This window comes from Chryseobacterium sp. RU33C, assembly GCF_900156015.1.
Lineage (GTDB): Bacteria > Bacteroidota > Bacteroidia > Flavobacteriales > Weeksellaceae > Chryseobacterium > Chryseobacterium candidae.
Window position 1 is genome coordinate 1 of sequence record NZ_FTMT01000016.1, and the last position, 24,734, is coordinate 24,734.

The window sequence follows — 24,734 nt, forward strand, 5'->3', positions numbered from 1 at the left end:
GTTCTCAACCAATTTATGCTTATTTTTGAAGAAAGGCTCAGATTATAAAATCCAAGCCCTGACTTTTTAACTTACACACTTTGTGGGATAGTGTCCATACAATTTTTCTTTGATAAAATTAAACTTTGACTGTTGTCTCCCTAATAATATTAAAAAATTCCTTTGACGCCTTATCCAAATCTCTTATACCTTTACAACACCTATCCTTTATTTTTCTTCCCTTACGTTTAAAATCTATAGAGAATGTCTTGTTTTTGAGGTATAACTCTATTGAATACTCTATCCCTTTGTAAATTCCTTTCCAGTGGTTTTCATCCACTGCATGCCATTCAATGGCTAAAGGAATTTTTTGTAGAGCCTGCCGAAATTGTAAGCAATTTTGAAATCGCTTGTCCCGATCGGCCCTAATTGATTTCTTTACAACTTTTATGATTTCATCAGGAATATGTGGTGCAAATACTCTTTGAGGAAATTTTTCCTTCTTTAAGTCTTTTAACCATAAAGCATCATTAGTATATGGCCTTGGTAATGTTGACATATTATTTAACAGTCTAAAAAATGTGATCCCCATAGAGTAAAGATCACTTACCCCATCCTGTGCATCTCCTTCTAAAACCTCTGGAGGTAAATGAGAATTATAACCCGCAAAACTAAAGGTTTGATGTGCGAGTCCATATGCTAGTCCGAAATCAGATAATTTTGCTTGCCACTGGTCCGAAAACAAAATATTTCCGGGCTTAATATCTCTATGAAAGATTCCTTGAGTATGAGCATGCTCTAGTCCCTGTAGGGATTCGATAATAATTTGTATTGCTTTGTGTGTGGTTATAAAATTTCCCTCGAGATAACTCTGAACACTCCCATTTCGTAAATATTCGGTAATAATGCAAGGATAATGATTTCCCTCTATTTCATGAATATCCATTTCTTTAATATCAACAATATTATTATGCCGGCATCTTTCAAGAATCTGAGCTTCATTCATTGCATCTACAAATCCATCTGCGTTGTCTACGCGAACAATTTTTAATGCCCTTTCCGCATTTAATAAATTATCTTGTACCCTAAGAACACTACCAAAGTTTCCTTCACCAATTAATCCAATTGATGTAAATTTCCCAATATCCATTATCGAGTCATTAACGCCATTAATGCGGTAGTTTTAATACTCTTATCCCAAGGAGCAGATTGATTTCCTAACAAACCTTCAATATAATTAATAACGTTGGTTTCTTTTGGTAAATTGAATTTACCAGGCTTGATCGAAGCTGGGGCTACATGGAAAATTTCAATGCCTTTCTTCTGGCACAACAGGTTCAATATGGCTTGTCCATAATATACACTGCTTACATAATTGTTTGTAACATTGTTTATAGTCAAGCGGTAGTTAACAGTATTAGGTTGTAAATTATTCAATAATAATTCTAATTCATTTTCAAACCATTCGACGGTTTGGGGAACTGTATAGTTAGCAGGCAAAACAATTTTCCCTTTTGTATGTAATATTGGCTGATCCATTGTTCCCTCTAAAGCCACATATTCGAAATCATTAGTAGTAAAAGTGAATGCTATCGTCATATAAATTTGAGTATTTTGGTTATAAATGCATGGTTAGTCAATTCCAAATATACAAAACATAATATTATGATATTCTATGGTTTCCCGTAAAAGCCAACAATTATCTTCAATTACTCTTTGAAGAGTATATTGATATCTCCTTAGATAAAGTTATCACTAGCCTAATCTATTTTTGCATTAATATTAATTTAAACTGTAAAAATGATTTAATTCAACATCAATCCCGGAAAAGCTATGGAATTTACCCTATTCAGAAAAAAACTAAACGTAACTGATGATGAGCTATTATTTGCTGTCCTACAATTTGAAACCGTACTGGTAAAATAAGAAAGAATGATCTTTAATTGTCTGGTGAAGAATTATAATGACGAATATGCCAATATCCTATTTGCCGACTTCTTACAGTGACATTGAGCGTATGCTCCATATCTTTAATTATATAAGTGATGCTGGTCCGTCATGATATGAAAAACCTAATGCTAGGAATTCTTTTAATATACCAGGGGCTGAAATTTTTTAGGTGGTAATCTCTACACAGATCCGAACCATCCTCTTCAGAATAGCATAAAATCCACTATTTTAGAACCATTTTTAGAACTTGCCAATACTGAAAAGATTGAAAGGAAAAGCCCGCCCGAAGGGGACGCCTTAATGATTGAAAAACTTACCTCGATGTCTGGATAAAAATAATTACTAAAAATTTTACTTTACGGATTACCATAAAAGAACATTCTTATTTTTTTGAAATTAGTGGCATGAAATGCCAGTTACAGAACTTTATAATCCTAATGATCATTGATGCCTTGAAACACAGTTCTTCCGGAATCGGGATTCGCATTAGCCATAAAATCAGAATAACTCGCGGTCCTGATAAGAGCTGGATCGAATTTTGGTGTAAAGATGGCAAGCCGGTGAATGCCTTTGATTTTTTTAACATGGGATTGCACATTGACAGGTATAATACGCAACGTACATATGCACTTCAAAAATAAACGGATTATCGTTACTTAAAGTTAATACCTTTTATAGATGAAAGATGGTGTGCTGAGGCTAATCGGTGAATTTTCAATCAATTAAATATTTTTGATATTCAAAATTTGTTGATAATAAAAATGGATAGCCGTAATACTTTATTTTTTGTTTTTAATATATTTGTTTAAGAACATCTTTTTTAATCTATTACTAATACTTTTTTTAGCCATTTGAGTGAAAATTTAAAACCTGATTTCAACTTTGTGCGGGTTCTCAGTGAGAACGAAACCTATAAACTTCTTTTTCCTTCAAAAGAGGTGGGAATGGCGATTGTCATACTCTATGAGAGAATTGTCAATAAGGAATTTGATGACGACAAGTTCTCCGAAAAAGATATCCATACGGCATTTGAGGAAATTTATCAGACCAATATGCGGTATCCCAAAGAAGTGTACAGTGGTCATATTATGGATCTTCAGGAATATTTTTTGGATTATGATCAGGAAAAGCAAAAGTATTATTTTAAGGATTATGCCAATAAATTCTGTTTGCATGCAAAGGATACGCTGAAGGGCGCATTTAACCCCACAAGAATCCAGCAGATATGTTCCCATCTGAGTTCAACACTCAAAAATTCGGATGATCCCAGATTCTGGCTCGAGGAAACGTTTAAAAAATTTGAACCGGACCTCAGGGAGCAGCTTGATTTTTTGGACCGTCAGATTGTGCTGTCCGTTGAGGATTTAAAAAATGAGACGAATTTTTCGGATCATAGTTTTATTGATGTACTTGTAGCCACACAGGAGCGGTTGTCACAATCGCAAGCACATGTGCAGGAGCTCCGTTCGGCGTATTCAGAAACCAATAATATCCGTGCTACCTTGGATAATATAGATTTTACCGATCCGGTAATCAATGATCTTATCTTGGAGGTTCATGCGTGCCTGAGATACATCAATGACAGGCTCAATTCACTCGACCGGAAATTAGACCGTATTCAACCCAAGGTCCGTAAATTATTTTCCACATTGAATAAGCCTTCATTTAGTTCAAAAGTAGAGAAATTTATAATCCATCTTCTGAATGAAAGTGTTTTGGAGAATAGGAATATTGTTTTTCCCGGAAACATTAAGCCACCGCAACTGCACATCGATACACCTGAATTTACTATTGTAAGCAGAGATAAGGAGCTGTTTCCACCAAAGCCTAAGGAAAGAAAAACATATGTTCAAAATGAGGAAATCATACAGGAGAATGTAGAAAGGGTCAAAAGGGAAATCCGGGAGATGGAAGTTATTGACAAGTGGGAGAAACTGATATTTGCGGAGCTTGAATTAAAAGGCGAGATCAGATTATCAGCCTATTTTTTTGAGATACTGAGAGATTCCCAGAGCAGCCAGATCGCGGTAACTGTTTTGTTCAACGTTATAAAGCAGGTATATGCTAGTGAGGGGAAATTTAAACTGTTAACAGAAAAAACTCTGCAGAGAGATTCTGAACATAAAAATATTGGATTATGGAAAATGTCAATTATCAGGACATAATGCTCGATTTCCTCTATGATGAGGAAGCACGGGAAATTTTTGCCACAATTGATTATCAACTGAAGGATGGCGTGCATTTTCAGGATAGCGGGAGCCAGACCAGATATTTCGCCTATATACAGCGGAATATGAAAAGTCTCGTGAATTATTACCATAATTTTTTTGGTGTGCGCCTGAGTGAGGGGGGCGAGAGTCCGGATAATTACTTTTACTTGGATTTCTATGGAAATGACCGTGGGAAAATTTCCTCCAGGCACCGGAATATCCTTAAAAGTGAATATGTGATCATCGGCTTTATACTTTATAAAATCGTATATATTGACAATGATTTATTGCTCGACTCTGTCCAGCGACTAAAGGAAAAGATCCGGATCGACTATGATGATTATAAAAGGGGCATTTATTATCTGATCGCAAAATCAAAAAATATCGGTCCCGGCAATGTAAATGACGCGATGCTGGATTCCACGGTACAGTCAGCTCTGATCGAGTTCAAAAAGATCGGATGGCTGATCTTGGAAGGCGATGAATTCACCGTGCTACCGGCATTTGATAGGTTGATAAAGATTTATGAGGAATACATTCTGGATATTGATAACACGTTAAATGAACTGAAATGAAAGATTATCCGCGAATAAGAAGACTGTCAACATTAGGGATCATCAGGCATCAGCACTTTGACTATGAGTTCGGTCCTTTCAGAACGGATTTTGTCGGGGAAGGGGGCGCCGGTAAAAGTATGATTTCCGATCTACTTCAGCTGATCTTTGTTGGGGTGCGTTATTTCCATTCTCCCACCAAAGGCAGTGGTCCCAGAGAGGCTAAGACCCTGGTGTTACGATCGGAGGGAAAGGGTACGGATATGGGCTATGCATTTTTGAGCCTTGAGCTCAAAAAGAACCAATATGTGATCGTCGGGATATATCTGGAAAGTTCGGGCGCTGCAGAGATGTTCATTGTTCAGCAGGGGAATAATTTTGAAGCCGATACGAAGCTGGCAACGTTTGGCCAGCTGCTCGGTGTTGCTGAATTCCAGCGGGATAATTCCATTTTGCCCATCAATGAATTACGTGACCATATCATTGATAATTTTAACCTGACCTGTGAAAGCTGGGAGAGAACCCAGACCTACCATAAGATTTTATTTAACAATGATATTCTGCCGCTGGATCTTTCGGTAAGTAACCAGGCATTGCATAATTACGCAAGGATTGTTCAGGCTTTTTCGCGGGAATCGCTAGATATGGATAAGAGTGTCAGCTTGCAGTCTTTTCTGTTCGGTGATGAGAAAGAAAAAGAATTTTATAACAGGTTTGAAACCACGGTTGAGGAGCTGCAGGGTGATGAGAAGCAGTTTCAGGATAATGTCGCGGAAATAGATAAGCTTAAAATTAAGCAGCAGAAACTCAGTGATCTGCTCGATCTGAAGGTTTTAAAGGAGCGTCTTTTTAAAGACTATATCGAAGCCGAGTATGATTTCCTGGGCCAGCAACAAGATGGTTTATTTAAGGAGCTCGAAGAATTGATACTAAAATATGAAGAAAGCACCAGGCTCCTTCCACTTCTTGAATCTGTTCTTTTAAAAAAAATGGAGGAAATAGCACAAGAGCAACCTGTAATTGAGAAACGGGTTGAGGATGCTCTTGTTCTAACAAAGGAATGGACCGATAAACGTAAGAAAAGAGGTGATTTCTTGCGCTGGCTGGATGAGCTGGAAATTTCTGCCGAACAGGTTCTGGCCAAATACGACAGCTATCAGGAATCCAAGGATAATATCCGAAAGATAAATGAACTTGAAGCGCAGATTCAAAAGAATAAGATATCAACAAACCTGCTGGCCAATTATTCGGGAAAAGCAGTACTTGTACAGATCAAGCATAGTTGTGACCTATTGCAACAGGAAATCGAATTTAAAAATAAGCTTCGGTCCCTAAACAACCTGGATGAAGCCACTTCTATTGCCAGATGGGCTCTTGAAACAGACAGTGTTTTGAATCAGAGACAGGAGGGAATCATCAGGATGTTCCAGAATCAGGACATCAGGGTCGATCAACCGCAGGATAAGCTGTACAGATATCTTCCATCGCCGGAGATATTGATTCACGGGGAGATTCCAGTTTATAGCGAAGATGAGCTTGGATTTTGGCTAAATCTCAATGGTGTTCTTGAATTTATTTCAAAAGATTTTGAACCTGTGTTCAATACCGGAAACAAAGATGACATTAAAAAATATTTCGAGGTCCAGACCAGTAACATTGCTAAGGATATACAGGGTTTAGAAAAGAGTTTAGCAGATTTAAGTGTTCTTTACAGGATTCTTGAAGAACTTGGAGATGCCGATGAATATGTTAAAGCCTGGGGGGCAAAGTGGGAGCTGGATGTGCAATTACAGTCTCATGAACTGTTTGCGTTAAAGAAAGATGAGCTTGTCGATCATTTCAATTTGGCGAATGATAGTGAAGTGCCAGCAAAAGCAATGCAGTATGAAAACTCCTACAAAACATTAAAAAAGGAAGAAAGTGAGTTGATAACCTTATCAAGCAATCTATCCCAACTGGAGAAATCTTTCATTGATGCCATATCCGATGAACAAGTTGTAGGCATAAAAAGTAAATGGCGTTTTGATTCTGCAGAGCAGCCTACTGTCCTTAATGATCTGGTTGATGCTTCAGATAATGCGGAGTTTTATGATGATTTTTTCGGGATTTACAAAAATCAGGAGAAGAATTATGCTGGTTCAGAAAGGATTAAAGAATTGGATCGACTGATAAATGAATTAAAGTCGAAGAGGAATGATGCATATGGTAAGTGTCCGAAAATCTTTGTTTCAACCTATGTTCCCAAGATCAGGCAATATGAGGAGGTTGAGCAATTACGTGAAGATTGTTCTGCAGCAGAAAATAAATATATCGTCAAATATAATGTCATTGCAGGGGAAAATTTAAACAATAATTTCAAAAGATTCGAGGATTCGGGAGATTTTCAGGCTTTGTGTGCAGAGATTTTACCTCCCGAAATTCTAAGTGATGAAAATATTTTGGAAAAAGATGTTATTGAAAAAATAGGAAAGTATCTGGCTGATATAAATTTAAAGAACAAGAAATTGAATTCGCGTAAGCTGAATAAACTGGCTTCGATTATTGAAGATGTCTGGCTTGAAGTCAGTACCCAGTTAAACATCGCACGGCAGATTCGGAATTTTCTGAACGATGATGAGAAAATAATCTCCGGCGGTCACAAGGCTACCTTGGCTGAGATAAAAGACAATTCACTTTCAGCCGACTGGATGCAAATCTTTGTTGAGAAGATTAAAAAAGATGCTGAGTTTGGATCTGACGAGACTTTATTTGAACAGGAGAAAGGGATTACAAATGAGCTTGAAAAGTATCACTCTTTAACCGATAAACTTCAGCAGGCCTATTACCGCTCGGGCGGTGACCGAAACCTTAGACCCAAAATAAAAGATCTCTTAAATCCCAAGTCGTATTATGGACTTAAATTTTCAATGGTAAACAGTTCCGGAAAGAAAAATGATGGAAGTAACAGTCAGACGTATTCTGCAATTGCGCTTTTGTGTATTGCCAAGTTAGCATTACTTGACAAAAAATCTGGCAGTAAAGACAAGGATGCAATTCGTTTTATGGCCATTGATGAAGCAGCAGGTTTGGGCAAAAACTTTGATATGCTATATAAAATAGCAGAGGCTAATGATTATCAGATTATTTCTATGTCAATATCTCCCCATAAGATAGATGCAGCCAAGCAGAATATCTACCTCCTGCATAATAGTGTGGAGGACGATGAGGTAAATTATGATCCTGTCCCAATATTTGGTCTACTTGAAAACGGAACAGTATGAGAACATTAGAGTGGAAATATTTAAGAGGCCTCCATGAATTATATGTAGGTGGTAAAACAAGGTTAAAAATACTGAACAACAGTTATATTGAAAGGATCATTTTTACGCAAAAAAAGCTTGTAAGATATCAAAAAGGAAATCACTTAGTTCTCGAGTCCTCGAGTAGGTTTAAACCTTTTTATGAAAAAGAATTTTTGGAAACTTTTCTCTATTACAATAAGTTTTTTGAGGAATCAGGGCTGGAGAATAACAGTAAGAAAAATTTTACTGAACAAGATCTGAAGGCTTTAATATTTGTATTTTACAATAAACAAGAGATCAAAAAGAGGATGACCACCAGAAAAAAGCTTTCAGCGGAGCTTTTTAGAAAAGAAAACTCAAAGTATATCGAGAACAGGCCTTCTTTGGAGAAAGCGATACTGCAACTTTTAAAAGTAGATGCATTTCCTGAAAATGATCCAAAAAATCATCAATGGAGATGGGTCGTTGACTGCCTGGAGCCGCAGGTCATCGTACTGTGCGAAAATCTGGATTGCCTGAAGGTACCTGTTGAATACAAAAAGAGCAACATTGAACTCTGGTACGTTGGCGGTAATAATACGAAGCCCCTGCAGGACATTTCGGCAGATAAGCTGGGCCTGCCCATCTATTATTTTTGTGACTGGGATTATAACGGTCTAGATATCTATTGTCAGGTGAAAAATATTTTTAAAGAAAAAGGAAAAGATATAATACTCATTGAACCTCCTAAAAATGCTAAAAAATTACCGGTCGCGGTAAAACATCACAAAAGCAAATGGAGTCAGGAAAAGCAATTTTCAGGACTTGACCAGTCTCATTTTACGATTGGGCAGATTGAGGTAATTGATTCGCTTATTTCAAAAGATGAATGGATTGAGGAAGAATCTATTGATTTAATAGAATATTTAATATTCGCGTGTAGAAACTAATGACTCATTAATTTTAGTTTGTTAAGATTTTGTATGTTTTAACCAATATAAGGAGTTGTGACAAATTCGTGGCAGATAATTTTTTTTACTAAGTCATTGATTAATAATGTTTAATTGCATTAGATGGTAATCTCTACACAGATCCGAACCATCCTTTTCAGAATAGCATAAAATCCACTATTTTATTCATTTTCAAATTACTGCCATGATTCTGCAATAAATATAAATCATGCTATTATCTAGTAGAACAGAATATGACCGAAGCATAAAAATTTTTTGTTAAAATATGTATGTAAACTCGTCAAATAAATTGTTCTGTTTTTCGTTTAAATATATAGGAGTTCTAACTAAAGGACTTTAATTAATACCACGCTATGCAAGCCGTTTATCTGTACATACGAGTCAGTACTGATGAACAGGCTGTAAAAGGATATTCCCAACGCAGCCAGCTGGATCGACTTGTGCACTATTGTAAAGATCACAATCTCATTGTTACCAAAACTATTTTCGAAGACTATTCTGCGAAAACATTTAACCGACCGGAGTGGAACAAACTGTTCGCTGAACTTAAGCTCATTAAAAATCAATCTTCACTTATTCTCTTTACTTATTGGGATCGATTCAGCCGCAATATTATGGACGCTTACAAGATGTTAGAAAGATTGCAGAATATGAAAGTTTCTATTCAGGCAATTGAACAGCAGATAGACTTCTCAATCCCGGAAAGCAAAATTATGTTGGCAATGTACTGGGCTACTTCTGAGGTAGAAAACGATAAAAGAAGCCGTAATGTGCGTTTGGGAATGCAAAAAGCAAGACTGGAAGGAAGATGGATTAACAAAGCTCCTCTAGGATATAGAAATAAAATCACATCTGATGGGAAAAAATATATAGAAATCTATGAACCGGAGGCGTATGTTATCCGTGAGGCTTTTACAGCTATAGTGAGACAAAATAAATACTGTTTAAATGATATATACAAAGAAGCGGTATCAAATGGGCTTAATTGCAGTAGAAGTGCTTTTTACCGGCTGGTAAGAAATCCTATTTATTGTGGTAAAATAAAAATTCCGGCATTCGAAGATAAAGCTGAAAGAATTGTTGAGGGTACTCATGAGCGTCTTATACCTGTAGTTTTATTTGATCAGGTTCAAAGAATAATAAAAGGCGCAGATTTAAACCATCCTAAGAAATTAACTTCAAAAAGGATAGTCAATGAAAATTTAATTTTTAGAGGTGTCCTACAATGTCCTAATTGTGGAAATACGCTTACAGGAAGTGGATCGCAGGGACATACTAAAAAATATTATTATTATCACTGTGTGGGACTCTGTTCATACCGGGTAAGAGCTGACGTTATCAATTTAAGTTTTCTCTCATTTCTTAAGAACAATAGAGTGGTAGAACCATTTTTAGAACTTGCCAATAGTATCTCAAAGGAAATTTACGGTGAAGAACATCATGATTATATTCAGAAAAAAGAGGAGATAAAGAAAGAAATGGAAAAATTGATTGATAGGGGATTCAATGCACAAAAGCTATTTTCAAATGGGAATATTGACTATGATGATTATATACTAATAAGAAGTCGTTGCCAGGAATCTTTAAAAGATAATACTGATAAATTGAGACAACAGGCTTTAAAAATAGTGGCTGAAAAACATACAGAAAAGGGAACTGATTACATAATTAACCACTTAGGGGAGTTTTATGAAAATTCAGATACTATAACCAAACAGAGAATTATCAGGTTGTTTTTTCCGGAGAAAGTAAAAGTAATAGAAGGGAATATTGAAAAAATGCTATCAGAAAGTGTTAAGACTATATTTGGATTAACTGCTTCAGCTTCGAAAATAAAAGGAATCCATGGTCAGCAGACAGAGCAAGCAATAGTTGAATTTTTTAAAGAATTATATTTTTTAGGGTATGAACAAAATTTGAAAAATATCTAAAAATTAATTGATTAGTTTTTGATTTTTCAGAGTAAAGCTGATATTTTAAATGGTATTTATATAAAACACTGAAAAACAGTTTTTTGCGAAGCTTTTAAAGTATTCGAGATCCTGTATAGATAACTTGATGGGCTTGTCTTTTCGAACTTTTTGTTCTACATAAAAAAAACATTTTTAGTATTTGATTGATTTTCAGTTGTTTATTTTTCTTGAAAAGGTTCGAATCCTGTCAGGTTCGTAGCAATAATATGGAGCTTTAATCGAAAAATCGTCTAAAAAAGATAAAATATTGGTTTTTTAAGAAAAAATTTTTTCTTTAGAAAATAAGGTAAAAGGGTGAAAAATACTTTAAATAGACTGAATAACAAGTATTTATAAATAAAATGACACCATTTGGCCTAAATTGTCCTAATGGTGTCATTAAGTGAGCGCGAAAGGATTCGAACCTTTGACCGTCTGCTTAGAAGGCAGATGCTCTATCCAGCTGAGCTACGCACCCTTAAAAGTTGATTCCCGCTTAGTAAATAAGCACATTAAAAAGTCGGGGCGGCAGGATTCGAACCTGCGACCTCCTGGTCCCAAACCAGGCGCGATGACCGGACTACGCTACGCCCCGAATATATAAGAAGAGCGGAGGGTAAGGGATTCGAACCCTTGCGACACTTTCGCGTCGACAGTTTAGCAAACTGCTCCGTTAACCACTCCGGCAACCCTCCTTTTTTGTTTATTTTTTAATGATCGTTGTTCCGTTATTGCGAGTGCAAATATAGAATAGATTTCTTTATTTACCAAATAAAATTCAAGAAAATTTTGTGTATTTTTGAACTAATAAATCATCCAAAAACCAAACTGATGCGTAAAACATTATATATCATCGGATTAAGCACATTTGTTTTTTCATGTACTTCCAGGCAAAATGTGAAAAAAAATACTTACAAACCGAAAACCCCAACAACACAGGCGAAACCAGCTGTTCAGACAAAACCTCCGGTTGCTCAAAAACCTAAAGTTGTATCTGATCATGGAGTGGATTTTTTTACGACCAATATAGCAGATCCAACCAAAAATGATAATACGGCAAGTTATGGTTCTATCGTATCTGCAAAACCAGGCGGATATAAAGTGGTGAAAACTTTTTTTCCTGCAGTGGCCCAGAATTTCAGACAGCGTTATCTGATATTACATTATACCGCTCTTGCAGATGATAAATCAGTTACTGTTCTTACCCAACAGGCGGTAAGTGCCCATTATCTTGTAAATAATACCGGAGATAATGAGATCTATCAATTGGTGGATGAAAACAAACGGGCATATCATGCAGGCGTAAGTGCGTGGAGAAATGATAAAAATCTTAACGATAATTCTATCGGTATTGAAATTGTAAATACAGGCTATACTACAGATAGTACCGGTAAAAGAATTTTTGCCCCTTTTAGTGATGAGCAGGTAAAAAAAGTGGCTGCATTGGTTAAAGATATTGTAACAAGGTATCAGATCCAGCCAACAAACGTATTGGGCCATTCAGATATTGCCCCTACAAGAAAGCAGGATCCTGGACCGATGTTCCCATGGAAAAAGCTCTATGACGAATATCAGGTTGGAATGTGGTATGATGAAGCTGCCAAACAGACGTATCTTGCAACTGCACAGGCAGACCTGGCAGCCAGATATAATGATGCCAGCTTTATTTTCCTTATTCAGACTTCATTACAGAAATTCGGATATGCACTTGATCTTAGCGGACAATGGGACGATGCTACCAAGAAAACAATTGAAGCTTTCCAGTACCACTTCCGTCCACAGAATTATGACGGAATCATGGATGCTGAAACATGGGCAATACTCCAGGCTTTAAATCAAAAATATACTGTAAAATAATTCAAATTAAAACGCATCGGTTAGATGCGTTTTTGCTATCTTTAAACGATCAAAAACAGTAAAATATCTGTAATGGAAAATTTCAGAAAAGAAAGTGATCTATTAGGCGAGCTGAATGTGCCTTTAGACGCTTATTATGGGGTTCAGACACAAAGAGCTATCGACAATTTTAAAATTTCAGGACAGCTTTTGTCTTCCTATCCGGATTTCATAAAAGGATTGGCGTTTGTAAAAAAAGCAGCGGCAAAAACCAATTATGAATTAGGGCTTTTAGACGAAAATCTGTATTTTAAAATAGCAGAAGCATGTGATGAAATTGTAGAAGGGAAATATCATGAGCAGTTTCCGGTAGATATGATTCAGGGAGGCGCTGGAACTTCCATCAACATGAATGCGAATGAAGTGATCGCCAATATCGTGTTGGAAAAATTAGGAAAAAATAAAGGAGAATACGAGTTCTGTTCACCTAATGATCATATCAATCTCTCTCAATCTACAAATGATGCTTATCCTACGGCAATCAAAATGGGACTGCTTCAGATGAACATCGGATTGGTGGAAAAACTGGAAAGAATTATCACGGCTTTCCGTGCAAAAGGGCAGGAATTCCAGGATGTGATCAAAATGGGACGTACACAGCTTCAGGATGCCGTTCCGATGACTTTAGGACAGGAGTTTGAAGCCTACGCAGCCACTTTGGAAGAAGATATCTCCAAGCTTAATAACAATGCCAGCCTATTTGTGGAAGTAAATATGGGAGCTACAGCAATCGGAACAGGATTAAATGCTCCGGTAGGATATGCTGCCCTTTGTGCTAAAAACTTAGCTCAGATTACAGGATTTCCGATTGTTTCAGCACCTGATTTAGTAGAAGCCACTCCTGATACAGGGTCTTATGTAATCTACTCTTCAGCAACAAAACGTCTTGCAGTAAAGCTGTCTAAAATCTGTAATGATTTAAGATTACTTTCATCAGGTCCAAGAGCAGGTCTTTTTGAAATCAACCTTCCGCCAATGCAGCCAGGATCTTCTATCATGCCTGGGAAAGTAAATCCTGTAATTCCGGAAGTGGTCAACCAGGTTTGTTTCAAAGTAATCGGGAATGACCTTACCGTAACTTTTGCCGCAGAAGCAGGACAGCTGCAGCTGAATGTAATGGAACCGGTACTTTCTCATGCCATTATGGAAAATATCAACTTCCTTTGCAATGCTTTGGATACACTTCGTGACAAATGTGTGGTTGGAATTACCGCCAATAAGGAAGTCTGCCTGAATATGGTAAAACACAGCATCGGTATTGTAACCGCATTAAACCCTTATATCGGATACAAACAGTCTACACAAATTGCAAAAGAAGCATTAGAAACCGGTAAAAGCGTTTACAACCTTGTTCTGGAGAAAGGAATTCTTTCTCAGGAAAAACTGGATGAAATTCTTGATCCGAAGAACATGCTGAAACCGCATAACAAATAAAATCATCAACGATAAATGATCAATGATAATTGATGCCCTCAAAAGCTTCTCATCATTGATCATTTATTATTCATCATTTATACTATAATTCGTGAGGTTTTTAATCATCATTCCCGCTCATAACGAAGAAGACAACCTCCCATTTACTCTTAATTCTCTGCAACAGCAAAGCAGCAAAGATTTTAAAGTAGTGGTAGTGAATGACGGTTCTACAGACAGAACAGCTGAAGTGATCAGGAAATACACAGAAACTGATTCCCGTTTTGAAACAGTCAATCTTCAGAAATCTGAACATCAGCCAGGTTCTAAAGTAGTTCATGCTTTTAACAACGGACTCAATACTCAAACGATAAATGAATTTGACATTATCTGTAAATTTGATGCTGATATCATTCTTCCGGAAAACTACCTCACTGCAGTAGAAACAGCTTTTATCAATCATCCCGAATATGGCCTTGTAGGAGGCCTTCTGTATATAGAAAAAGACGGAAATTGGGTGTATGAAGGTAATTCTAATAAACATCACGTAAGAGGTCCTATGAAGGCTTACCGTAAAGAATGTTTTATTCAGATTGGCGGTTTAAGGGAAACTTTGGGCTGGGATAATATTGACTCTATACTGTTGGGAAATCTGGGATGGAAAGAAGTTGTTCTTCCTGAGCTTCATGTAAAGCTGATTAAAGTAAAAGGAGCTGATTATACGATACGTCCTGCAGATTATTACGGAAGATATTTTTATTTCTTAGGACTGAACAGGTTTCTGGCATATATCGCCTCCTCAAAAGAAGCTATGAAAAGTAAGTCTTCTTCATTTTTCTTTGATATCATCAGGTCTTATGAAAGCTGCAGATCAAAGAAATTAGAATTGAAAATTACAAAAGAAGAACAAAAAGCCGTTAATGATAAGCGTTGGAGAATGCTGAAAAAGAAATGGCTTAAGATGTAAAAAAGATCGTAACTTATTATTTGTGATCAGTAATGGGCTTTAGCCCGTTTAATTAAAAAGATAAAAATCCACTGGCTTTAGCCAAAACTTAAGATATAACTCCCGCAAACCCGTGAAAAAAATAGCTTACATAGAAATAGACACTCACGCAGAAATAGCTCACGCTTTCATGGATATTATGGAAGATTGTCAGGATTTTGCGGTAGACTATTATTTTTCAAAGAGAATCAAAGATCAGGTAAGTCATCACAATGAAGCAGTTTTCTTATCAGACAGTTCTATGATTATGGATCAGCTAAAAGGAAAAGGGTATGATCTGGTGATCATAGGAACTGTTCATCGTTATTTTAATACATTTTTGGCAGTAACAAAAAAGTATAATACCGCAGTCATTACCCATAATCTTAATTTCATAAAAGCCTCAAAGCTGGATCTGATGAAAAGTGTTTTCAAAGGAGATATTATCTTCAGATTAAAACTATGGCTGAAGGAAGGATTATTTTACAAAACCAAAGTTTATAAGACTTCAGGAACTCTTTTCGTGTTGGATGAAGCATTGGTTTCAGGGAGATATCAGTATTTGCCGCTGTTTTATACAAGAGATTTTGATAAAGCAAAAAATGAAGAGCTTGTGGTGGTGATTCCTGGTGGGGTCTCACAGAAAAGAAGAGATTACGCCCATATTTTTAAAACTATTCAGAAACTCAGTACGGATCAGCCCTGCAAATTTGTTTTCCTTGGAAAAGCGGGCGGACACGAGTTAAAACAACTTGAAAACCTGCCTGGAAAATTACCGGAAAATATTGAAATTACCTGTTTTTCAGAAAGGGTTTCCTCCGAAGATTTTGAAAAATGGATGCAGAAAGCAGATGTTTTATGGTGCCCGATTCAGCAGGAAACAGAGTTTTTCGGCATGAAAGAAATTTATGGACTGACTAAAATGACAGGAAATCTGGGTGATGCCATCGCCTACGGAAAATTGGCGGTTTTTCCAGGAAATTATCCTTCAAAACTGGACTTCATTATTGCTGAAAAAGAAAATGTTCTTGAACAATTAAGAACTGTTTCAGAGACTTCATTTGATTTTTTGACAACATACAGCAGGAAAAAAGTTCAGAAGAGACTGGAACAATTTCTAGCGTCTTTGGTCTGAAAAGCCAGGATCATTCTCTTATTTTATCTTAAATACACTCTTAATAAATCTCATATTCAGATAGTCTTCAACCGGGAAAATCTTGGTGAAGTAATTTCCGATATAGATCAGTATCAAAACAACTGCAGGTTTGTAAACAAGATTAAGCAGATTGCTGTTGAAATTTGGGAGAACAATAGCCACGGTAATAGCTAAAGTACAGATAATGGAGACAAAAATCATTTCAATACTCAAAGGCGAAACCTTAAACACAATATAATTGAAAACAATTTTCACCACATTGTAAATGGTAAGGGAAATTGCTGTAGACAGAGCAATTCCGATCAGCTTCAGATCCGTGTTTTTAATGAAATAATAATTCAGTCCGATAGTCAGCCCGGCCAGCAAAAGCATCACCAGAATATTGAATCTGTAATATTTTGAGAGTGAAATAATATTCCCGTTGAATCCGGTAGCAAGATCTATTAATACTGCAGAACCCCAGATCCAGACTACGGGTTCATATTCTCTGAGCATGGTTCCGTTCTTTGGCATGAACTGCGTCAGATAAGGAAATCCTACCATAATACATGAGAATAAAACAGCACCAAGGAAATACAGTGTTAAAGAAGTTTTTTTATGGAACCTGTCCAGTTCTACCATATCTCCGTCTGCCAGATTTTTACTGATAATAGGAGCTGAAATATTGAATAGTCCCAATTGGGGTATAGAGATCAGAGAGATCAAAGCATAGAGAACGGAATATATCCCGTTTTCTTCCATTCCCATGAATTCTCCTATCATAAAGCTGTTGATCGCCAGATAGTTTCCAAATGTTCCCAGAAATCCAAAGAAACTGTAGTTTAGGAATTCTTTCCAAAAATGATCTTTTTTGAAATAATCTGTACTGATGTCGAACTTTATTTTTTCCAGTTTATTGGTATAATATATATACCCGAAAAGCATGAGCGTAAATATTCCGAAGAAAAAAGCCAGTGCGATATTTTGAGACAAAGAAAAATAGAAGAAAAGACAGAAAGCCCCCAGATTTGCTATTTTAGGAAAAAGATTGTCAAAGATATTCGAAACAACAATTCTTTTATAATTTGAGGTGTATTTATTGAAAATAGCGCAGAGTGATAAAATTAAAATTAAGGGTAAAATAATTTTTTTAATTTTCCACGCTTCCGAATGTACAAATTTGGGATAAAAATAGGGGAGGATAAAAAATACAGTAATAAAAATGAGAAAATTGATCAGAACCGTCACAAGAGAGAGTGAAAGCATATTCTGATTTTTTCCTTCTTTCTGCAAAGCGTTAAAAAATTTTACGTTCGCATAAGAAATACCAAAAACAACAAAAGGAACAAGCATTTCAGCAGTTTGCATACTGTAGCGTAGCTTTCCGTAAAATTCAAAATCATTCGGAAATATGAATATTGCGGAAACCGTGCCCAGCAAAAAACCAATATAACCGATAATGGAATATTTGAAGCCTTGTCTCGCTACTACACTCATAAGTTGTTTTAAATGTTTTTAGGTATAAAAATAATATTGTTGATGTACTGAGTTTTATTTTTTTCGTCGTTTGTATTTTGCGTTATGATATCTTCTGTAAGATTTTCCAGCGTAAAGCTGTTTCTGTTAAGATATTTGGCATCGTATCCCCAGCTCATCACTTCGGATATTTCATTCCATATAGGAGTTTGGTGGTGTCTTTGTTCCATTTCGACCATTAAAGTCGGCTTAAATTGTCTGATGGTTTCTCTCGCCCCGGACAATGTTTTTATTTCATTTCCTTCAACGTCTATTTTGATAAAATCAAGTCTGCTGAAATTTTCCAGTGCAGCCCATTCATCAAGCTTGATAACTTTTACTTGCTCCGTATAGCTTTTCTCTTCTCCTTTTTCTTTGTAAGAAGTATTTAAAGTGCCGCGGGAAGCAATGGTTTTTCCATTAATAATGGGTACTTTGAACTCTGCAATCCTGTTTTCGTCAGAAAGAGCCAGAGGGAGAATGTGCATGTTAGAAAAAAGTCTTTTTAGTCTTCTGTAAAGCTTTTTATTAGGTTCAAAACCATAAATATGCTCATGCTTCAAGGTGTTTTCCAGCTGATAAAGGAAAGTTCCCACATTGGCACCAATATCCAGTATCACAGCATTTTTAGGAAGGTATTCTTTGATCCATACCAATTCCGGTTCTACATTACGTTCCGAAAAGTTATTTTTATTAAGATTATTTAAAGCTTTAAAATATCTTTTTTTGTAGAAATTCGGGCTTATGTATTGTAGTTTCTCTGCAATTTTTTGGTATAAAGACATCTTTGGCTTTTTGGCGAACAGCAAAGATAAGTAAAAATGTAAAACTTTTCTTAAAAAATGTTAATTATAATGGCTTGATTTTCAGAATAGGTTTTTAAAATCACTTTTGTAACCTGTTGAATTTTAATATATTTTTGATTTGTCCCAGAGATATCTGCATACCCTGAATATCTCAATAATAATATTCTAAAATAATACAAACCAGTAAGAACGCACCCGATTCTCTGTTAAAAATGAGTGATCTGTGATTGAAAAAAAATAAAACTGTTTAAAGAAAAGGTGTATTCAGGAAATCATTGAAAGGCTTCATCAGTTTGAAAACTTTGGTCATGTTTTTCACCGCATTTTTGTCCAGTACTTCCTCATCTTTCAGAGAATATACCACAATAAAGTTTTTAAGCTTGAGATATTCTCCCATAGGATCATCTTTCTCAAAACCCTGAGGTATTTTCTTCAGTTTGTCTTCCTGATCAAGTTCCGGAAAATGTTTTTTGAAATCTTTATTATTGAGAATTTTCAGAAAATCATCTCCGTACAAAGAAATTTCTTTACGAACTTCTTTCAGTACGGAAGATTCCGGCATGTAAATTCCTCCGGCTAAAAAGGATTTTCCAGGTTCCAGGTGAAGATAATAACCTCCTTTCTGATTTCCTTTTCCCATTCCAAGAGAAGCTCCGAAATTGGTTTTATAAGGAGATTTGTCCTTAGAAAAACGGGTGTCTCTGTAAATTCTGAAAAGGGCTTTTTTACTGTCAATTTTAGCAAGCTCATCATCAAAATCAGACATTTCTTTGATGAGTTCATCTAAAAATGAAACTACATTTTGCTGAGATTCTGTGTACAGGTCTTTATTTTCATTAAACCATTCGCGGTTATTATTTTTATTTAACTTTTGTAAAAAATCAAAAGTTTTGGGAGAAATACTTGCAGACATATTGTGTTAAGTGTTTTTTTGTTATTACATGAGATTCGAAACTGCTTCCCGAGCCCGGACCAAAATTTCAAAGCCCTGAAACCTCAAAACCAAATGTACAAAAAGTATTCATAGAAATATTATTCTGTTTTTTCTATTCAATAAAATTTCCCAGATTTCATACGGATGCATAATAGTATGGATGGACAGGTATTAAATGATTATGCAGAAAGATGCCAAAAGAAAAATTTACTTTTCATGGCTTTATTTTTGAAAATTCATAAATAGTACAGAAAAAATCAATCGAATTTAATAAAAAAAAATAATGTTTAACAATTTTCTAATCTGAGGCTTTTTTTTTTGGGTTTAATTTTCCAAAAATTAAAAAAATATTACAGGATTGTGAATTTAAGATTGTATATTTAAAACTTTATTCAAAAACAAATCAAATATTTATTGTATCTTTGCAAAAATTTTAAAATAGTTAATGAATTTATTTACGGAAACCAATTTAAGTCCTGATATCCTTAAGGCAATTGGCGAACTGGGCTACGAAAGCCCAACAGAAATCCAAAAACAGACTATCCCTTTTATTCTTTCAGATATTCGCGACTTGATCGCACTTGCGCAGACGGGGACAGGCAAAACAGCAGCGTTTTCGCTTCCGATTTTGGATATGATTGACGATACGAGTCGCAAAATCCAATTATTGGTGCTTTGTCCGACACGGGAATTATGTCTTCAGATTTCGAAGGACATAAAGAATTACTCTAAGTATATGAAAGACATCAAGACAACTGCGGTTTATGGTGGAAGTAGTATTGTAGAGCAGATGAGATCTTTGAAGGATAAACCACAAATCATTGTGGGAACTCCGGGAAGAGTAATTGATCTTATCAACAGAAAAGCACTAGACTTTTCTGCGATTCATTGGTTGGTATTAGACGAAGCTGATGAAATGCTTTCTATGGGATTCAAGGATGAATTGGAAACCATTCTAAGCGAAACTCCGGAAACGAAACAAACTTTCTTATTCTCTGCAACGATGAATAAAGAGGTGGAAAGAATTTCCAAGAATTATCTTACAAAACCACATCGTATTTCAGTAGGTTCTATCAACGAAGTGAAGAAGAACATTACTCACGAATACTATGTTGTAGGATACCGTCAGAAAAAAGAAGCATTGAAGAGACTTATTGATGCGAATCCTAACCAGTACTCCATTATCTTCTGCAGAACGAGAATGGAAACTCAGGAGGTTGCTGATTTCTTAATGCAGAACGGATATGCAGCTGATGCTCTTCACGGTGATCTTTCTCAGGCGCAGAGAGATACGGTAATGAAGAAATTCAGATTGAAAAACATCGATATTCTTGTAGCAACAGACGTAGCAGCAAGAGGATTGGATGTGAACTCTTTAACTCACGTTATTCACTTCTCTTTACCGGATGATCCTGAAGTATTCGTTCACAGAAGCGGAAGAACAGGTAGAGCTGGGAAAGATGGTATTTCCATGGCTTTAATCAAGCCTGAAGAAAGCAGAAAACTGAAACAGATCAAATCTGCAACAAAAATTGAAATCAACGAGAAATTCATTCCTACTGGTGATGATATTATCAAAGCTCAGGTAGGTGGTGTATTCGAAAAATTATTGACGGAGCACGAAGATCTTTTCGAATTTGATGACAGCTTAATCCCGGATCTGAGCAACTTTACAAAAGAAGAACTGGTACACCAGCTTCTACAGTTCCAGTTGAGAGATCTTGCTTTATACTACAAAGACAAGCATGATCTTGTAGAGCAGAAATTCAGCAGCAGAGATGACGATTTCTCAAGAAGAGACCGTGGACGTGACAGAGACAGAGACAGAGGTCGTGACAGAGATAGAGGAGATCGTGGAAGAGACAGAGATCGTGGGGCAAAACCAAGAAGAAGAGATGAAAACATGGTAAGATTCTTCTTCAACCTTGGTAAGAAAGACCATTTGAAAAAGCTTGATGTTTTAGATATTATCAATAAGGCAACTGCTGGCGGAAAAACCAAAAAGAGAGCTGAAATCGGTGATATCGAAATCTTAGAGAAATTCTCTTTCTTCGAAGTTGAAAAATCTTTCAAAGACAATGTATTGAGCAATATTCAATCTATGAAGTTCAAAGGAAAAGATATGAGAGCTGAAGTAGCAAACTAATCTCTTCCTATACCATACAAAACCGGCATTAATGCCGGTTTTTTTATTTGATAATCAGTAGTTAAGCGAATGTTAACAAAACTTAATGTCATATAGTTTCACGTACAATCCTTTTTTAAGAAATTTGCACACGAATTATAAATACTAAAAAATGGGAATTGGTAATATTTTCCACGCTTTTCAACCAAAAGATAAAATCTTCTTTGTACTTTTCGAAAAAGTAACTGAAAATCTAGTTGCAATGTCAGAAGAATTCAACACAGGAATCAAGGATTTCGATCTTAATGACGATTCAATGTTGAAGAAAATGAGCGACTTCGAACACAAGAATGATGAACTCACTCACGAAATTTTCGTGGAATTAGGGAAAAACTTCATTACACCTTTTGACCGTGAGGATATCCACACACTGGCAACCGGGCTTGATGATATCGCTGATTATATCTACGCATCCACAAAATATATTTTCCTTTACAAATCACCTGAGATGAAGGCTTATTCAGACTTCTCTTTATTGATCCACAAAGCATGTCTTGAAATTCAGAATGCTATGAAAAACCTGAAAGGGTTTAAAAATATGGAACAGGTGAAAGAAGCTTGTATTAAGGTGAACTCTATTGAGAATATTGCTGACGATTTGCTTTCCAACTCAATGGTAGAATTATTTGAAACCAATGATGCCATCAACATTATTAAAGTTTCATCCGTATTAAACTACCTTGAAATTGTAACAGACAAAGCAGAAGATGTTGCCAATACCATTGAGAACATCATGATTAAATACGCCTAATACATAGCAAAAATGGAATTTCCGATTTTACTTATAGTTATTATTGCGCTGGCATTGATCTTCGATTATATCAATGGTTTCCATGATGCAGCCAACTCAATTGCAACTATAGTTTCTACAAAAGTTTTAACTCCATTCCAGGCTGTACTTTGGGCGGCGCTTTGGAACTTTGCAGCTTTCTTTATTGCTGCTTATATTATTGGAGAATTCAAAATTGGTAACACAATTGCCAAAACAGTTAACGAGAATTTTATCACCCTTGAAGTTATATTTTCCGGTCTTGTGGCAGCTATTGCCTGGAACCTCCTTACGTGGTGGTTCGGAATCCCTTCATCATCATCACATACGCTGATCGGAGGTTTCCTGGGAGCAGCTCTTATGCATGCTTTCATGATGGATTATCATGATGTGGTGGCAACACAGCCAGATCTTGGAATGTGGGGTACTGTTAAAGAAGCTTTCAATCAGGTTACCCATCAGAGTGTAGTGAAGTTTGATAAAGTAATTCCTATCTTCCTGTTCATTTTTATGGCACCAATTATAGGGATGATTATCTCAATCATCATTACCCTGATTATTGTACACCTTTATAAAAAATCAAACCCACACAAAGCAGACCAGTCTTTCAAAAGATTACAGCTGGCTTCTTCAGCTTTATTCAGCTTGGGGCACGGTTTGAATGATGCTCAGAAAGTAATGGGGATCATTGGTGCAGCACTTATCTATTATCATGTTGAAATGCTGCGTGATCCGGTTTATCTGAATATTCCTGCTGCAGGACGTTTTGATTATTTTGCAGAACATTACCTTTGGGTTCCTTTGGTATCATTCCTTGCTATCGGTTTAGGAACCATGAGCGGTGGTTGGAAGATTATCAAAACAATGGGTACCAAGATTACTAAGGTAACTTCATTAGAAGGTGTAAGTGCAGAAACTGCGGGTGCTATTACCTTGTTCATTACAGACCACTTCGGTATTCCTGTATCTACTACCCATACGATTACTGGTTCTATCATCGGGGTAGGATTAACGAAAAGAATTTCAGCGGTAAGATGGGGAATCACTGTAAGCTTACTTTGGGCTTGGGTTCTTACCATTCCGATCTCTGCAATAGTAGCGGGAATTACCTATCTTGTGGTAACTTTCGTTTTCTAAAAAACAAATCATATAATTATATAAACTTTGTCCGTTTGGGCAAAGTTTTTTGTTTTATAAAGCCCTGAAAAATCGTATTTTTGTTCAAATTATAAGATTTTATGGAATTTTTAGACAGATACCAGCAGATTGTTGCAGATGCCATCACTAAATATACTTTTAAAGATAAACCTTCGGAGCTCTATGAGCCGATGAATTATATTATTTCCCATGGTGGAAAACGTCTTCGTCCTATTATGGTGCTGATGGCATGTGATATGTTCGGTGGAGATCTTAAACAGGCCATCAAACCTGCATTGGCTATCGAGTTTTTCCATAACTTCACCCTGATCCATGATGATATTATGGATGAAGCTCCTTTAAGAAGAAACAAACCTACCATTCATACTTTACATGGCCTTAACGTAGGTATTCTTTCCGGAGATGGGCTGATGCTGAAAGCCTATAAGTTTTTTGAAGATCTTGAACCTGAAATTTTCAAAGCATGTATCAGAATATTTACTCATACAGGACTTCTGTTGTGTGAAGGACAGCAGTATGATATCAACTTTGAAACTCAGAAAGATGTTACTTTTGATGATTATATCAGAATGATTACCTATAAAACCGGAGTGTTAAGTGCTTCTTCATTTGAAATCGGGGCTTTGATCGCAAGAGCTGATTTTAAAGATGCGAAAGCTATTTTTAATTTCGGAAAGCATATCGGAATTGCGTTCCAGATTATGGATGATTATCTTGATGTATTCGGAGATCAGGCACAGTTTGGAAAAAAGCATGCCGGAGATATTTATGAGAACAAAAAAACGGTTCTGTATCTGTTAGCAAGAGAACATGCTACCGATGAAGAAAGAAAAGAACTGGATTACTGGTATTCTAAGAAGACTGAAAATGTTGATAAGGTGTATGGCGTAGAAAAGATTTTCAGAAGAACAAAAGTAGATGAAAAAGCTTTACGTCTGATTGAAAAACATAATGAAATAGGACAAAGTTACCTTCAGAAAATAGATGTTCCGGAAGAAAAGAAAAAACCTTTCATTGAACTGGCTAATTATTTGTTGAGAAGAGAAAGTTAATATAGGTAAC

Annotated in this window: 18 protein-coding genes and 3 tRNA genes; 13 read left to right on the forward strand and 8 right to left on the reverse strand. The window is 36.1% G+C overall.

Annotation, left to right across the window (positions count from 1 at the left end; all coding sequences use genetic code 11):
- Positions 1-118: 118 nt before the first annotated feature.
- Together BW946_RS13725 and BW946_RS13730 are read right to left on the reverse strand one after the other, a co-directional pair.
- Positions 119-1,129: a serine/threonine-protein kinase gene (locus tag BW946_RS13725; protein WP_076596729.1), complete on the reverse strand. Its 1,011-nt coding sequence runs from the start codon at positions 1,127-1,129 to the stop codon at positions 119-121.
- On the reverse strand, positions 1,129-1,578 hold the full coding sequence (locus BW946_RS13730; protein WP_073290871.1) for a hypothetical protein: 450 nt from the start codon (positions 1,576-1,578) through the stop codon (positions 1,129-1,131). Before BW946_RS13730 ends, BW946_RS13725 begins: the two co-directional genes overlap by 1 nt.
- Before the next feature lie 1,202 nt (positions 1,579-2,780).
- Here BW946_RS13730 and BW946_RS13735 point away from each other — a divergent pair.
- The 5 genes from BW946_RS13735 to BW946_RS13755 all read left to right on the forward strand — a co-directional run bounded on the left by BW946_RS13735 (position 2,781) and on the right by BW946_RS13755 (position 10,855).
- Positions 2,781-4,094, forward strand: a complete 1,314-nt coding sequence (locus BW946_RS13735) for a hypothetical protein (protein WP_076596730.1) — start codon at positions 2,781-2,783, stop codon at positions 4,092-4,094.
- Entirely contained in the window at positions 4,094-4,714 is a 621-nt protein-coding gene (locus BW946_RS13740; RefSeq protein ID WP_228402583.1) for a condensin complex protein MksE, read from the forward strand. Before BW946_RS13735 ends, BW946_RS13740 begins: the two co-directional genes overlap by 1 nt.
- Positions 4,711-7,953, forward strand: a complete 3,243-nt coding sequence (locus BW946_RS13745; protein ID WP_083688880.1) for a hypothetical protein — start codon at positions 4,711-4,713, stop codon at positions 7,951-7,953. Before BW946_RS13740 ends, BW946_RS13745 begins: the two co-directional genes overlap by 4 nt.
- Positions 7,950-8,903, forward strand: a complete 954-nt coding sequence (locus tag BW946_RS13750) for a hypothetical protein (RefSeq protein ID WP_076596731.1) — start codon at positions 7,950-7,952, stop codon at positions 8,901-8,903. The genes BW946_RS13745 and BW946_RS13750 overlap by 4 nt, the downstream gene beginning before the upstream one ends.
- A 374-nt stretch (positions 8,904-9,277) precedes the next feature.
- Positions 9,278-10,855, forward strand: coding sequence for a recombinase family protein (locus tag BW946_RS13755; protein WP_076596732.1), 1,578 nt, complete (start codon positions 9,278-9,280; stop codon positions 10,853-10,855).
- A 425-nt stretch (positions 10,856-11,280) separates the two neighbouring features.
- On the opposite strand, the gene BW946_RS13760 is transcribed toward BW946_RS13755, so the two are convergent.
- From BW946_RS13760 to BW946_RS13770, 3 genes are all read right to left on the reverse strand, one after another.
- Positions 11,281-11,354 (reverse strand) — tRNA-Arg (locus BW946_RS13760).
- A gap of 42 nt (positions 11,355-11,396) precedes the next feature.
- Positions 11,397-11,471 (reverse strand) — tRNA-Pro (locus tag BW946_RS13765).
- 15 nt (positions 11,472-11,486) lie between these two features.
- Positions 11,487-11,571: transfer RNA gene (locus BW946_RS13770), tRNA-Ser, on the reverse strand.
- 136 nt (positions 11,572-11,707) lie between these two features.
- On the opposite strand from BW946_RS13770, the gene BW946_RS13775 reads away from it, so the two are divergent.
- The 4 genes from BW946_RS13775 (at position 11,708) to BW946_RS13790 (ending at position 16,305) form a co-directional block, all read left to right on the forward strand.
- The gene (locus BW946_RS13775) at positions 11,708-12,733 is read left to right on the forward strand and encodes an N-acetylmuramoyl-L-alanine amidase (protein ID WP_076596733.1); all 1,026 of its coding nucleotides are present in this window, start codon (positions 11,708-11,710) and stop codon (positions 12,731-12,733) included.
- Positions 12,734-12,805: 72 nt separating this feature from the next.
- A complete protein-coding gene (aspA, locus tag BW946_RS13780; RefSeq protein ID WP_076596734.1) occupies positions 12,806-14,206 on the forward strand; it encodes an aspartate ammonia-lyase in 1,401 nt (466 codons plus the stop codon).
- A gap of 91 nt (positions 14,207-14,297) precedes the next feature.
- Positions 14,298-15,152: a glycosyltransferase family 2 protein gene (locus BW946_RS13785; RefSeq protein WP_076596735.1), complete on the forward strand. Its 855-nt coding sequence runs from the start codon at positions 14,298-14,300 to the stop codon at positions 15,150-15,152.
- Positions 15,153-15,264: 112 nt separating this feature from the next.
- Entirely contained in the window at positions 15,265-16,305 is a 1,041-nt protein-coding gene (locus BW946_RS13790) for a hypothetical protein (RefSeq protein ID WP_076596736.1), read from the forward strand.
- Between the two features lie 18 nt (positions 16,306-16,323).
- Here BW946_RS13790 and BW946_RS13795 read toward each other — a convergent pair whose 3' ends face one another.
- The 3 genes from BW946_RS13795 to BW946_RS13805 form a co-directional block, all read right to left on the reverse strand.
- Complete coding sequence (locus tag BW946_RS13795; protein WP_076596737.1) at positions 16,324-17,802, reverse strand: lipopolysaccharide biosynthesis protein; 1,479 nt, start codon at positions 17,800-17,802, stop codon at positions 16,324-16,326.
- A gap of 8 nt (positions 17,803-17,810) precedes the next feature.
- Positions 17,811-18,605: an FkbM family methyltransferase gene (locus BW946_RS13800; RefSeq protein ID WP_076596738.1), complete on the reverse strand. Its 795-nt coding sequence runs from the start codon at positions 18,603-18,605 to the stop codon at positions 17,811-17,813.
- A 268-nt stretch (positions 18,606-18,873) separates the two neighbouring features.
- Positions 18,874-19,539 carry a DUF2461 domain-containing protein gene (locus tag BW946_RS13805; RefSeq protein WP_076596739.1) on the reverse strand — a complete coding sequence of 222 codons (666 nt, stop codon included), beginning with the start codon at positions 19,537-19,539 and terminating at the stop codon, positions 18,874-18,876.
- 466 nt (positions 19,540-20,005) lie between these two features.
- Here BW946_RS13805 and BW946_RS13810 point away from each other — a divergent pair, with 466 nt between their 5' ends.
- From BW946_RS13810 to BW946_RS13825, 4 genes are all read left to right on the forward strand, one after another.
- Positions 20,006-21,706 (forward strand): DEAD/DEAH box helicase, encoded by a 1,701-nt coding sequence (locus tag BW946_RS13810; RefSeq protein WP_076596740.1) that lies wholly within the window; start codon positions 20,006-20,008, stop codon positions 21,704-21,706.
- Positions 21,707-21,857: 151 nt separating this feature from the next.
- On the forward strand, positions 21,858-22,496 hold the full coding sequence (locus BW946_RS13815) for a DUF47 domain-containing protein (RefSeq protein WP_027374906.1): 639 nt from the start codon (positions 21,858-21,860) through the stop codon (positions 22,494-22,496).
- A 12-nt stretch (positions 22,497-22,508) separates the two neighbouring features.
- A complete protein-coding gene (locus BW946_RS13820) occupies positions 22,509-23,651 on the forward strand; it encodes an inorganic phosphate transporter (protein ID WP_076596741.1) in 1,143 nt (380 codons plus the stop codon).
- 101 nt (positions 23,652-23,752) lie between these two features.
- Positions 23,753-24,724 (forward strand): polyprenyl synthetase family protein, encoded by a 972-nt coding sequence (locus BW946_RS13825; protein WP_076596742.1) that lies wholly within the window; start codon positions 23,753-23,755, stop codon positions 24,722-24,724.
- Positions 24,725-24,734: the final 10 nt, after the last annotated feature.